Source organism: uncultured Sphingomonas sp., from assembly GCF_913776855.1.
In the GTDB taxonomy this organism is placed as follows: Bacteria; Pseudomonadota; Alphaproteobacteria; order Sphingomonadales; family Sphingomonadaceae; genus Sphingomonas.
In genome coordinates, this window is the sequence record NZ_CAJYQD010000028.1 from 40,173 (window position 1) to 53,984 (window position 13,812).

At 70.4% G+C, this 13,812-nt stretch carries 7 protein-coding genes; all 7 read left to right on the top strand.

Annotated elements, in window-relative coordinates:
- Nucleotides 1–9: 9 nt before the first annotated feature.
- Complete coding sequence (locus QZ755_RS07210; protein WP_294321299.1) at nucleotides 10–501, top strand: L,D-transpeptidase family protein; 492 nt, start codon at nucleotides 10–12, stop codon at nucleotides 499–501.
- Complete coding sequence (locus QZ755_RS07215; protein WP_294321302.1) at nucleotides 501–725, top strand: hypothetical protein; 225 nt, start codon at nucleotides 501–503, stop codon at nucleotides 723–725. Before QZ755_RS07210 ends, QZ755_RS07215 begins: the two co-directional genes overlap by 1 nt.
- A 64-nt stretch (nucleotides 726–789) precedes the next feature.
- Complete coding sequence (locus QZ755_RS07220; RefSeq protein ID WP_294321305.1) at nucleotides 790–1,683, top strand: TIGR02594 family protein; 894 nt, start codon at nucleotides 790–792, stop codon at nucleotides 1,681–1,683.
- Nucleotides 1,680–2,228 (top strand): hypothetical protein, encoded by a 549-nt coding sequence (locus tag QZ755_RS07225; protein WP_294321309.1) that lies wholly within the window; start codon nucleotides 1,680–1,682, stop codon nucleotides 2,226–2,228. The genes QZ755_RS07220 and QZ755_RS07225 overlap by 4 nt, the downstream gene beginning before the upstream one ends.
- A gap of 107 nt (nucleotides 2,229–2,335) precedes the next feature.
- Nucleotides 2,336–4,030: a ShlB/FhaC/HecB family hemolysin secretion/activation protein gene (locus QZ755_RS07230; protein WP_294321311.1), complete on the top strand. Its 1,695-nt coding sequence runs from the start codon at nucleotides 2,336–2,338 to the stop codon at nucleotides 4,028–4,030.
- 9 nt (nucleotides 4,031–4,039) lie between these two features.
- Entirely contained in the window at nucleotides 4,040–10,702 is a 6,663-nt protein-coding gene (locus QZ755_RS07235; RefSeq protein WP_294321316.1) for a filamentous hemagglutinin N-terminal domain-containing protein, read from the top strand.
- On the top strand, nucleotides 10,699–13,812 hold the full coding sequence (locus QZ755_RS07240) for a CHAT domain-containing protein (protein ID WP_294321318.1): 3,114 nt from the start codon (nucleotides 10,699–10,701) through the stop codon (nucleotides 13,810–13,812). Before QZ755_RS07235 ends, QZ755_RS07240 begins: the two co-directional genes overlap by 4 nt.

Here is a 13,812-nt window from a genome sequence, read left to right on the forward strand (position 1 = left end):
GGAGCGACCATGCCTCAAGACCGATATGCGCATGAGCGCGGCGATCCGGCGGTGCCGCAATGCGGCCGTTCTCCGGTGCATATCCTGTTCGATGGCCGCACGCTCACGCTGCGCGGCCCCAAGCTGCAATATTCCTGGTCCGCGGTGTCGGGCCGGCCCGATGGACGTGGCAAGTTCGACTATTCGCCCGAACGGCAGCGGCTGGGCGGCGAAGGACCGATCCCCGTCGGCGACTATTGGATCAACCCGGCCGAGCTTTGGGAACGATCATGGTTCCGTTACGACCAGTCGGCGCCGCGGGGCGATTACCGCATCACGCTGCACGTCATGCCGGCGACCGTCACGCACAAGCGCGGCGGATTCTTCATCCACGGCGGTGCAACACCGGGGAGTGCGGGCTGTATCGACCTGACCCATGCCATGGGCCGGTTCGTCGCCCGGCTGAAGGAGATGGTCGGGCCGTCGCCCGACTGCTTCGTGACGGTCACGGTGCGCTACTGATGCGTATGCTCCGCTGGACGCTGGCGGCGTGCATGATCGCCGGGGCGGTGTGGATCACCGCCGACATGCTGAACGAAGCCTATGGTGCCGGGCCGCCTTATTACGGGCGGACGGTCAACATGGACAAATGGACCAGCCCCTGGTTCGCGCTGGTCGCCATCGACGGTCTGATACTGCTGATCGCCGGGACGCTGATCCGGGGGGGCACCGACAAAAGACGGTAAACGATGCATCCATTGCGAAGGCGGAACGTTCAGGGTTGCGCCGTGGAGAGACGGAGACGAAATCGTGCGATTTGGAGAGATCGATCGAGGCGCCCGCGGCCAGCAGGTGCAGATGCTGCAGCATCTGTTGAACACGACGGCGCGTCCCCGCCCACCGCTGGACCTTGATGGCGTCTTCGGCTCCGCGACCGAGCGCGCGGTGCGCAATTATCAACAGGCACGCGGGCTCGAAGCCGACGGCGTCGTCGGTGCAAAGACCTGGAGCAGCCTGGGCGTCACCGGATCGGCATTGCCGCGCACGCCGTCTGCCGCGCGGTCGCCGGGAGGTACGCCGACCCGTGCAGTCACGGCACCGTCGATCCGCAACCTGCCGATCGGCGATGCGCCGCTGGGGCGGGGAATGGGTGGGGCCGCTGTCGCGACCCGACCGGCGCCGGCACGCCCGGCCCCTGCCGCACGGCCCGCGCCCCATCGCAGCGCCCAGCTGGAGCCGCCGGGATCGACCATCGGCGCGCCGTGGATGCGGGTGGCGCTGGCCGAAAAGGGCGTGGCCGAGGTTGCCGGGCGGACCCATAATCCGCGCATCGTCGAATATCATGCCACCACCACGCTGGCCGCGAAGACCGATGAGGTCGCGTGGTGCGCGTCGTTCGTGAACTGGTGCCTGGAACAAGCCGGCATTCGCGGCATTCGCAGCGCGCGCGCCGCCGACTGGGGCAAGTTCGGCGTGGCGCTGAGCGAGCCGCGCTATGGCTGCATCGTCCACATCTATCGCACGCCGCGCGGCGTCGACGGCGCGACCGGATCGTCGTCGGGGAACCATGTGGCGTTTTTTGTTGGGCAGACGGCGACGCATATTCAACTGCTGGGCGGCAATCAGGGGAACCAGGTGAAGGTCTCCAGCTACCCGCTCAAGCAATATACTGTGAAGGCCATGCGCTGGCCGGAGGGACGATGAAGGGACCGGTAACGATGACGATCGGGCTGGGTGCGCTGCTGTTGCTGTCGGCCTGTGGCGGCGGTGGCGACACGGCGGTCGAGGCGAATGGGGCGGCTGCCGCTGCGCCGGCAGAGGCGCCGGTTGAGGCACCGGTCACGCCCGCGACGCCGATGGCAGCGGCCACCGCGACGCCGGCCGCTCCGGCACAGGAACAGGCGTTCCCGGCATTCTGGACGAAGTTTCGTGCCGCCGCCCTGGCGAACGATGCCGCGGGCATCGCGGCGCTCAGTGCGCCGGTGGTGATGCAGCATGGCGACCTGGATGACAGCCCGAAAGTCCGGTTGAAACCGGCGCAGGTCGGACCGGTCCTCAGGAAGCTGCTCGACAATCCCGACAACACCAATGGGGAGGGGCAAACCCAACGCCAGCTGGTGGAAGCCACGACAACGGCCAAGGTCGATCCGAGCTGGTCCAAGGATCGCGTGCGTATCGGCGATATGGAATTCGCGCTGGGCCAGAACGGGTGGCGGCTCGACCAGATCTATTACGAGTCATACGACTGACGTCCTTTCGGGCGTAGCATCTGGCCGGCGACACGGGACAACCGGCGCCGGCGACAAGGGGGAGTATCGGTTTGCGGAAGCTGGGTTCGGGACGTTGGAAGCTGCTGATGGGGGCGGTCGCGTTGACCGTGCCGGCGGCGGGATGGGCGCAGGTCGCACCGTTGCCCAGCCGACAGGAGGTGACGCCGCCTGCCCCCGATCCCGACCGGGCATCGCGTGCCGAGGTGGATTCGCGTGGCGCGCTCGCCATCGGCAATTGCCCGTTCGGGGATTCCCCGCTGCGCGTGTCGCTCAACCGCGTCGCGTTCAGCCGGGCCGATGGCGCGCCGCTGCAACCGCAGATCGCAGAGGCGCTGGCCAGGGTGCAGCCGGTGCCGGGCGATCGGTCGATCGCGGCGGTGTGCGACATTCGCGACCGGGCCAATGCCGCGCTGCGGTCCGAAGGGTGGATCGCGTCGGTGCAGATCCCGGCTCAGGAGATTGCCGACGGTGTGCTGCTGCTGGAAGTCGTGACCGCGCGGATCGTCGAATTGCGCGTACGCGGCGATGCTGGCCGGTACGAACCGCTGCTCCGCCAGCGGTTGGCGAAGATCCAGGCGATGGACCCGCTGAACGAGCGCGAGGCGGAGCGGCTGTTGCTGCTGGCGGGTGACGTGCCGGGGCTGGACGTCGCGTTGTCGCTGCGTGCGTCGGGCGGCAAGCAGGGGGACGTGATCGGCGACCTGACGGTCAGCTCGCGCCGCTTCGCACTGTTCGCCAATGTCCAGAATTACAATTCCCGGCTGCTGGGTCGCGAAACCGTCTATGCGCGCGGTGAGTTGTACGGCCTGACCGGACTGGGCGACATCACCTATCTCGGCGTATCGGCGGCGGTCGACTTCCCCGAACAGTTCATCGTGCAGGGCGGGCATATCTTTGAGGTCGACAGTGCCGGCACCAGCTTTGGCGCGCGCGCGACCTATGCGTGGTCGCGGCCCGATCTGGGCGCGCTCGACCTGCGCACGAACACGCTCATCACCGGGTTCGACGTGGCACGGCCGCTGGCGCGGTCGATTCGATCGAACGCGCGGGTGCGCGGCGGGCTGGACTATATCGATCAGGTGTCGCGCGTCGGCGGTGGTCGCGATGCGGTGACGCTGACCCGCGACAAGCTGCGCGTAGTGTTTGTCGGGTTGGACGGCGACCGGCAGTTCGTCGATGCGAACGGCAATGTCTGGCTGTCGATTTCCGCGACCGGCGAACTGCGCAAAGGGCTGGGCATCCTCGACGCCAGCGAGCGCGGCTTTGGCAGCGGAACGCTGACGTCGCGGCTGGACGGCAATCCGCAGGCGCTGGTGTTCCGCAGCGCGATCGATGCGACCGTGCGGATGGGGCCGGTGTTCAGCGTGGCGGCGCAGGGGCAGTTCCAATGGTCGAACGACCCGCTGCTCAATTACGAGGAATTTGCGCTTGGCAGCCTGACCATCGGGCGCGGCTATGATCCCGGTTCCAACAGCGGCGACCACGCGGTCGGCGGACGGTTCGAGGCGCGGGCCGATGTGCCGCTATGGTCCCCGGTACAGGCACAGTTCTTCGGCTTCTACGACCATCTGTATCTGCGCAACCTCGACCGGACCGCGATCGAGGGGCCGCGCAATTTCAAGAGTGTGGGGGGTGGCGTCCGGCTGTCGCTGCCCGGTAGCGTCGTCCTCGACGTCGCCTATGCCAAGCCGCTCGACAAGGCGCTGCTGCTCGACGAACGTCGTCCGCCGGCACGCGTCCTCGTCTCGCTGACCGCGCAGCTGCGCGATCGCGCCCGATAGGAGATCCCGATGCCCGTCGCCGCCACCGCCCGCCGCCTCCGCGTCGTCCTCGCGCTCACCACCGCCTGTGGTGCGCTATACCCGGCGGTCGCCACGGCCCAGAGCGTGGAAGTGCGGCTGCCGACCAAGGACGATGTGAAGGACATCCGGACGGACGGGTTTAAACCCGATTTCCGTGGCAGTGGCGACAAGCTGCGCATCGATCTGAACGCCCGCAACACCGTCATCGACTGGAACGGGTTCAACATCCCCGAGGGCAAGGAGATCGATTTTACCGACGGGCGGCTGCTGGGCGGTGTGCGCGGGGATATCGCCGTGCTGAACCGCGACGTGTCGACGAAGCCGTCGCAACTGCTGGGCAAGCTTAGCAGCGATCCCAATGTCGCGGTGTGGGTGCATAACGCCAACGGTATCCTGGTGGGATCGAAGGCCGCGTTCAACACCGGGTCGCTGGTGCTGACCACGCTTGATATCTCGCCCGAGGATTTCGTGAGCGCGGGCAACAGCTATCGGTTGCAGGGGAGCGCCGACAGCCAGGCGGCGATCACCGTGCAGCAGGGGGCGAAGCTGCGCGTCGATGGCAGCACGCGCGGGCTGGTGATGCTGGCGCCCAAGATCGATGCGCAGGGCGAGTTCGTGGCGGAGGGACAGGACGTCGCCTTCGTCACCGCCAGCGACGTGACGCTCGACTATCGCTCCGGCAGTCCGCTGTCGGTGACGCTGAACCGCGGCAGCGCGGTCGCCGGGACCAGCCAGTATGTGCGCGGCACGGTGGCGGGCAACAATGCGATCTTTGCGTTGGCGTCGCAGGATACGCTGACCGATTCGCTGTTGCAGGTGTCGGCGGCGGTGACCACCGCCAGCACCGGATCGCGCGGCATCGTGCTGTCGGCGGGCAAGCCGGTGACGGCAGTGAGCGGCGTTACGGTCGCGGGGGATGCGGCGGCAACCGGCGGGGTCGTGCGGCTGCTGGTCGATGGCGCACTGACCACCAACAATCGCGACGCGGATATCACGGCCGGTGCCAGCGGTGCGGTGACGTTCGGCGGAACGGTGCAGACCCGCGATGCGCTGACCATTGCGTCGGGTGGCGCCTTGAACGTGGCGGGCAATGTGACCGCCGGAGGCGACGTGCTGCTGTCCGGGCGCGGCGTGACGCTGGGCGCGACCGACCCGGTGACGCAACGCGCGGGTGGCCAGTTCCGCGTCAGCTCGACCGATGGCGATATCGTCGGGATCGGTGCGGTGACGCTGCGGTCGGGCGATACCGGCGACGACGGGCTGCTGCTCGAAACGCTGGGCAGCAGCGCGGGCAACATCGCGCTCGGCAATCGCAGCCGGTTGATCGCGGGCGACGATCGGCGTGGCGGGCTGACCCTGTCCCGGCGCGATGGCGCGAACACGATCGATATAGGTTCGGTCGACGCGCGGGCGTTGCGCGGCGCGGTCGGCAGCGGGGCGATCAGCACCGGCGACGTGAACCTGCGAGAGGCGCTGTCGATCGGCGGGGCGAGTGTCGTCTCCGGCGATCTGGCATCCGATCGTGCGATCGAGGTGCGCGGCAGCGGTGCGGTGACGACCGGCGGGATCGCCAGCGGCGCGGGCGCCACCGTCGTCGCGGGCGGGGTGCTGAGCGTCGGCGGCGATGTCGTCGCGACCGACGCGGTAAGCCTGCGCGGCGCATCGGTGACGCTGGATGGCGCGGTCTTGCGCAGCGGTGGCGCGATTGATGTGACCGCGCTGAGCGGCGGCATCACCGGGTCGCGCGCCCTGGCGATCCAGTCGAGCAGCAGCCAGCGCAGCGATGTCGTCAAGCTGCAGGCGGCAGGCGCGCAGGGCATCGTGCTGGCCGATGGCAGTTCGATCACCGGCGGCAGCAACCGGGCCCTCGACGTGCGGATCTTTACCGCCGCCGATGCGCCGGTGACGCTGGGCGATGTGACCGCGCGGTCGCTGGGTACGATCGCCGCGCTGGATGGCGACACGTCGACCGGCGGTGCGTTCCGGTCGGCCGGGTCGCTGCGCTTCGGGCGGCTCGATCTGGTCGATGGCTTCACCGCCGAAAGTACCGGCGGCGACCTGAGTGTCGGGCGGATTTCGGTCAGCGGGGCGTTGCAGGGGATCGACCTGCGCGCGGGCGGTACGCTGTCGGTGCAGAACGACATCAGCGCCAGCGGGGCGGTGACGCTGGCAAGTGGGACGGCGCTGACGCTGGGCGCGATCGAAAGCCGCGACCGGGCCGTCACGCTGACCAGCGGGGGTGCGCTCCGCGCCGGGCGCCTGACGGGTGCGACCGGTGTTGCGGCCAGCGGGACCGGCGTGACGCTGGGCGAGGTGCGCGGCGGGAGCGGGGCGGTGGCGTTGAGCGCGACGTCGGGCGATCTTTCGCTGGCCAGTGCGGCGGGGCGCAGCGTCACGCTGACGGCCGGGGGCGGGATCGGGGTGAGCGGTACGCTGACCGCCGATGCTGGGGCGATCGACCTGAGCGCCGTCCGGGGGATCGCGGTCGGCGGTGCGGTACGTAGCACGGGTGGCGGCGTCGGCATCGGTTCGACCGGTGGTACGGTGGCGGTGACCGGCGGCCTGGCGTCCGATGGTGCGGCGACCCTGTCGGGAACGGCGATCACGCTGGGCGGCACGCAGACGGCGCGCGGCGCGTATCGCGCGACCGCCTCGGCGGGCGGGATCACCCGCAGCGGCACCGGACTGTCGATTCGTGCCGACAGCGACGCGAGCGGTGGCGAGGGCGTCACCCTTGGCGCCACGGGCGGGGCGATCGACCTGGCCGACAGCCGGATCGATGCGGGCGGCACGGTGGGGCTGATCACCGATGGGCAGGGTATTGTGGTCGGCGCGGTCCGGGCGGCCGGGCTGGTGGCGACCGGGGCGAGCGCTGCGGGTGCGGGGATTCGGACCGGGGACCTGAGCGTCGGCGGGCCGGTAACGCTGCGTGCGGCGGGCGATGTTGCGACCGGCGCGATCACGACCGACGGCGCGGTGACGCTGACGGGTAATATGGTCCGCTTCGGCAATGCGCGCGCGGCGAGCCTGTCGGCGATCGCTGCAGGCGGTGGGATCAGCGGCGGCACGATCGACACCAGCGGCAACGTCCAGGCGCAGGCGGCAAGCGGCGCGCTGACCTTGGGGCGGGTCACGACGACGCAGGGCGATGTCGCGCTTGCCGCGCTGGGGCCGGTGTTCGTGCAGGGCGTGGCGTCCGCCGGAACGGCGTCGGTGATCGGGACCGGGGCGGGCAACGATGTGTCGGTGGCCGATGGCGTCGCTGCGAACGGTGCGGTGACGGTGCGATCGGGCCGCGATATCCGCACGCCGTTCGTGCGCAGCGCGACGGGTGCGCTGACGGTGGCCGCGCCCATTGGGCGGCTGGCGGGTTTCGTCGCTGGAAGCGGCACCAGCCTGTCGGCCGGGGCGGGGCAGCCCTTTTCGCTGACGGTCGGCACCGATGCGGTGTTGGGCGATGTGGTCGGCGGCAATATCGCGATCACCGCGACCGCGATCACCGCCAACCGGATCGATGGCGGCGCGCTGCCCGTCGCGTTGAAGGCGACCGCGGGCGACCTGACCGTGACCGGGCCGGTTACGGGGAGCGAGGTGTCGCTGACGGCGGCGGGACGCGCGCTGCTCGGATCGGTAACGGCATCGGGCGCGGTCACGCTGGGGGGCGCGCAGGGCCTGTCGTTCGGGCGGGTGTCGGGGGCTTCGATCACTGCGACCGGCGGCACGATCAACGGGACGTCGCTGACATCGGCCGGCGCGATCACGCTGCGCGGTGCCGATGTGACGCTCGACCGGATCGATGCCGCGACGCTGACCGCGGAGGCATCGGGCGCGCTGGGGATCGGGACGGTGCAGGTGACCGGGGATGCCACCCTGACCGGCGCGGCGGGCAGTTTCGGCGAGGTGACCGCCGGTGGTGCGCTCGGCATCACGACGACCGGCGCGTTGCAATTCGGCAGATTGTCGGGACGCACCGTGACGGCGACGGCGCAGGGCGGTGCATTGACCGGCACGGCGGTGGTCGGAACCGGTGACTTGACATTGGGCGGGCAGTCGATCGACCTTCAATCGGTCGAGAGTGGTGGGGCGCTTCTCGCCACGGCTGCGGCTGCGCTGACGATCGGTTCCGTGCAGGCAGCGGGGAATGCGGCGCTCACCGCCGGGACGAACGGGACGCTGGGTACGGTTTCGACCGGCGGAAGCCTTGATGTGGCTGCGGGGGCCTTGCGCTTCGACCGGTTGTCGGGGCGGAGCGTGACCGCGACGGCAAGGGGCGGTGCGCTGATCGGGACGACGGTGGTCGCGAGCGGCGATACCACGCTGGGTGGCCAATCGATCGATGTCGGATCCGCGACGGGTGGCGGGTCGCTGGTGGCCGATGCGACCGGTGGCACGCTGCGGCTCGGCTCGGTCGGCATGGGTGGCAATGTCACGGTCCGCGCGAGCGGTGCGGCGACGCTGGCGGGGCCGGTACGCGCGGGTGGCGCCTATCGCGTCACGGCGGGCTCGATCGCGCTCGACGGTGATCAGCAGGCCGGGGGCGAGGTCCGCTTGGTCGCGACCGGCGGAACGATCGGCGGTACGTCGGCGCTTACGCTGGCAAGCGGTACGGCGGCGGGGACGGCGAGCGGTGCGGCGCCGATGGTGCTGGATGCCACCGGAGGCATCGACCTGTCGGGGGCGACGTTGCGCGCCGGAGCAGGGTCTGCGCTGGCGGTGCGCGCCGGGCGGGGGCAGGCGATCCGGCTGGGATCGGTCGACGCGGGTTCGCTGGGCGGGTTCGATGGAAGTGCGCCGGTCGATCGGCTGACGCACGATGCCAGCGTGACGACCGGCAAGCTGAACGTCGGGCGAGTGGCGGTGACGCTGACCGCAGGTGATCTGATCACCGGGCAAGTGACGGCGAGCGGCCCGGTGTCGCTGATCGCCACCGGCGGGTCGGTGCGTGCGGGTGACCTGAGCGCGGGTACGCTGGAGGCCCGCGCCGGATCGACGCTGGCGCTGGGCACGGTGACGGTCGGCGGGGCCGCGACGCTGGAGGCAGGCAACATCGACCTGCGGTCGCTGACGGCGCAGGCGCTGACGATCCGGACGGCCGGAACGCTGGGCGATACGGGCGGTGGCGCGACGGCGCTGCGGACGACCGGCGGCGACCTGACGGTGGAGGCCGGCACGGCGCGGCTTGCCAGCGTCGAATCGGCCGGGTCGGCGACGCTGCGCGGGACGTCGATCGAGGTGCGGGAGCGGCTGGCAGCGGCGCGCGCATTGCTGGTCGAGGCGCGGTCGGCGCTGACGCTGCAGAATGCGGCGGCGGGCAGCGACCTGTCGCTCACCGCGACGGGCGCGGTGAATGCGGGCGATGTGACGGCCGGTGGTACGCTGTCGGTCGACGGTGCGGGCGTCACGCTGGGCGCGGCGCGGGCCGGTGGTGCCATGAAGGTCACGAGCGGCGCGGGACTGTCGCTGGGATCGGGCAGCGCGAACGGGATCACGCTGGATGCGGCGGGACTGGTGCGCGCGGGTGCGCTGACCGGTGGACCGTCGGTGTCGATCCGCGGCGCCGATGCCGAATTGTCGGGCGCGGTCCAGGGATCGAGCGTGCGCTTCGCCACGCGCGATCCGGCGACTACGGCGCTGCGGATCGGCGACGGCACGCGCAGCGACGGTTTCCGGTTGTCGGCGGCGGAGGTCGCGCGGGTCGCGGCGGATACGGTGACGTTCGATAGTGGTGCCGGCGCGATGGAGGTCGGCACCATGGCGCTGGCGCCGGGCGTCGGCCGGTCGGTAGAGATGCTGTCCACCGGCGACATCCGCGTGACGGGACAGGTGAGCGCCACCGGCAGCGGGCGCAGCATCCGCATCGGTGGCGACGGTACGACCGGCAATGCCGCGACCATCCACCTGATCGCGACCAGCGATGCGGGCGGGCGGTTGCTGCTGGGCGACAACGACCTCGACCTGCGGGGCAACCGGATCGCAGCGGGGCTGACGACCGGGTTCCTCGATACGTTGCAGCCGGGCGATGCCGGGCGGGCGCAGGCACAGGCGCTGATCGGCAATCCCAATTCGGCGTTGTACAACACGCAGCTGGGGGGCGGATTCTTCGCACCTGACGCGACGACGATGATCGCGGCACGGTCGATGAGCGTCCGGTTCGGCGATTATGCGCTGTTCCAGAATACGGCGGTGCCGGGTCGATCGTCGGGCGTCGTCGTCGGGTCGCTGGCGGCACCGGTCACCCCGGCGCTGCGCATCGCGACCTTCGGAACGCCATCGGCGGCAAGCTTCGCCTTTTTCGGCGACATCAACGGGATCACCGGCGCGGGCGCGGCGTTGCTCGGCAACCCGGTCATCGATATCCAGCCCGCGCTGCTGCCCAACAGCCGGATCAACGGCTGTCTGGCCGGATCGGGCGCGGGGTGCCTGACGACGATCGTCATCCAGCCGACGCTGCAGGTGTTCGACTGGGACAGCCAGGCGGTGTTCGGCATCCTGCAGGACGTATCGCTGCCCTTTACCCCGATCATCGGCGGCAACAACGAAGCGTTGCTGAGCGGGCTGCCCGCGCTGGCGCCCGAAACGCCCGCCGATGCCGCCGCGTCCGCCCCGACCGTCGCCGCCCCCATTGTCCCGGTGCAGGAGCCGAAGCCTTGATCCCCAGCCGTATCGTCCCGTTGCTGTCGGGTGTCGCCGCCGCCGTGCTGGCCGGCTGCACCGCAACGCCGCCCGCACGGCTCGACAGCTTCAACCTGGGGAGTAACGCGGCGGGTGAGCGCTGTTCGGCGGCGCGCAACTGGGGCGATGCGGCGACGCCCGACCCGTTTTCGCGTGCCTATGCCATCACCTGCTCGAGCGTCGCGGCCAGCCGCCCGTTGGGCAGTGTCCGGATCGTGCCGGCCGAACCGGCGCCGGTGGCGGCGGTCGAGGCGCAGTTCGATTGTGCCGAGCGACGCGACGTGACGATCGCGGGCACGCCGGGGAGCGCCGCGCGCTGTTTCGACAAGCAGACCGGGCTGGAATCGGTGCGGCTGGACCTGACCCGTGGGCAGCGGCGCTATGTCGCGGCGGGGACGCCCGCAATCCTGCCACAGGTCGAAGAAGCGCTGACCATCGCTGCCGGCCTGCGCCGCCCGGCGGTCGCCGCAACCTACGTCGCGACCGCCAGCGTCGATGCCGCGACCCTGCCGCCGCGCGCCGGCAGCCTGGCGACCGATACGCCGCCGGTGGCACAGGCGACCGCCAGCGCCGCGCTGACGCAGGGGATCGCGCTCAATCACAAGGGGCTGCATGTCGAGGCGTCGCGCGTGCTGAACGACGCGCTGACCCGGCTGGCCCCCGACGCGCCGCCCGCGCTGAAGGCCGAATTGCTGCTGGAGGCCGGGCTGGCCGATTCCAACATCCGCTTTCCCGATGCCGCCGGCCAGCATTTCGAAGCGGCCCGCGCGATCTTTGTCGACGTACCGGCGACGCGGACGCCGTTCCTGCTGCGCAAGCTGGATACCTATCGCGCGCTCGACGCGATCAACCGGGGCGCGTTCATCGAGGCGCTGGCGACGCTGGACCGCACCGGCGGGATGCCCGGTGCGACCGACCGCCCGCTGCAGGATGCCGCGACACTGGTCGCGTTGAACCAGCCGGCGGCGGGCGATCGCGGGATGCCCGCGCTGGCCGATACCGCGCAGCTGTCGCGGCTGGTGCTGGATGCGCAGGGGCATTATGCGCGCAGCATCGCGTTGCTGGGCCAAGGCGACCGCGCGCGGGCGCTGAGCGAGATCGATGCGGCGGCGGCGATCTATCGCCCGCTCACCAACGAGCGGCTGGACCAGACGCAGCTGTTCTGGCTGGGTGCGCGGATCGCGCGGCAACAAGGGCGGTTGCGGGCGCAGGCGGGCGATTATCGCGCCGCGCTGGACCATTATACCACCACGGTCGACCTGCTGCGGCGCGGATCGGTGGCCAATGCGGGGACGGGCAGCGAACCGGCGATCGCCGAGGCCGAGCTGGAACGCGCGGCGGTCTATGCCCGCGCCGGTGCCTCGCGCAGCGACGCGCGGGCGGCGTTTCGGGACGCGGTGGATGCGGTGATCGCTTCGGGCGGCACGGCGCCCAGCGGTGCGATCGGCATGGAGGATTATCTCGACCTGCTGGTCGCCGAATCCGCCCGGCCGACCGCCGACACCTACGACCTGTTCTTTCGTGCGGTGCAGGCGACCGGCGAACCGGCGGTCGCGCGGCAGATTACCGAATTGCGCAACGTCGTCACCGCCGATCCGGTGGTGGGCGCTGCGGTGCGCGAACGGTCCGATCTGGAGCGTGAACTGACCCGGCTGCGCTATGCGTTGTCGAGCGGTGGGGATGGGGCACCGGGCAGTTCGACCGCCGAGCTGAACCGCGCCCGCGAAACGGCGGAGAACCGGTTGCTGGCGGTCGATGCGCAGCTGGCGGCCGATCCACGCTATCGCACGCTGGATGAAAGCCCGGCGACGCTGGCCGAACTGCGCACGGCATTGAAGCCGGGCGAAACGTTCCTGAAGCTCGTCACGCTCAACCGCCGCATCTATGGCATGGTGGTGACCGCCGACCGGACCTATCTGTACCAGGTTGCGGAGAGCGAAGCGGCCCGCGGGGCCGTGCTGCAACTGGGCGAGCAGCTGCGCGCGTCGATCGACGGCGATCTTGCGCTGGGTAAACTGGTGCCGTTCGACGAGGCGCGGGCCTATACGCTGTACCGGTTGGTGAGCGGGCCGGCGGCACCGGTGCTGGCGGCGTCGCGGGCGATCGTGGTCGATCCGTCCGGGCCGTTGCAGCAGCTGCCGGTGGGGGTGCTGGTCACGCGCTATACGCCCGAGGCGCCCGACGCAGCCAAGCGCGATCCGTTTGATTTCTCGCGCACGTCGTTCCTCGCGGCGACCGCATCGATTTCTACCGCCCTGTCGCCGCGATCGTTCCTGGTGTCGCGCACGCTGCCTGCGTCGCGTGCGCAGCGGGCGTTTCTGGGCTTTGGGCAGAACCAGCCGGGATCGCCGGTGCCGCTGCCCAATTCACCGGGTGAAATCCGCGTCGGCTTTGGCTGCATGGTCGCGGCCGACCGGCTGGGCACGATCGCCCGGTCGCTCAAACCCATCGACGGACGCGAGCTGAACATCGCCGCCGGGGCGCTGGGCACGCGCGATGCGCAGTTCGTCACCGGCGCCGCGTTCAGCGACACCGGGGTGGAGGGGCGCAGCGATCTCGACCAGTATGAGGTCGTACATTTCGCCACCCACGGCATTGAGGAGGGGCTGTGGGGCTGTTCCAAGTCGCCGCCCGCGCTGGTCACGTCGTTCGGGCAACCGGGGTCGGACGGGCTGCTCGACTTTTCCGAAATCGCCAAGCTGAAGTTCGACGCGAACCTGGTCGTGCTGTCGGCGTGCGACACGGCGGCGGGCGTGCGGGGCGAAGCGCTGCGCCGCGCCATCGGGCAGGAGGGGCCGGGATCGACGCTGGAGGGGCTGGTCCGCGCGTTCCTGACCGCGAATGCGCGATCGGTCCTCGCCACCTATTGGCAGGTGTCGGCCGAACGGGAGAGTACCGAGTTCATGCGCAGCTTCTATGGCGAGGCGCGCACCCACAGCATCGGCGAGGCATTGCAGCGGGCGCAGCGGTCGCTGATCGCGCAGCCGCAATATTCGCATCCGTTCTACTGGGGTCCGTATTTCCTGGTCGGTGACAGTGCCAAGTCGATGCTGAGCGGCGGGGCAGGCGCGCGGGTCGCGGCGCGCTGA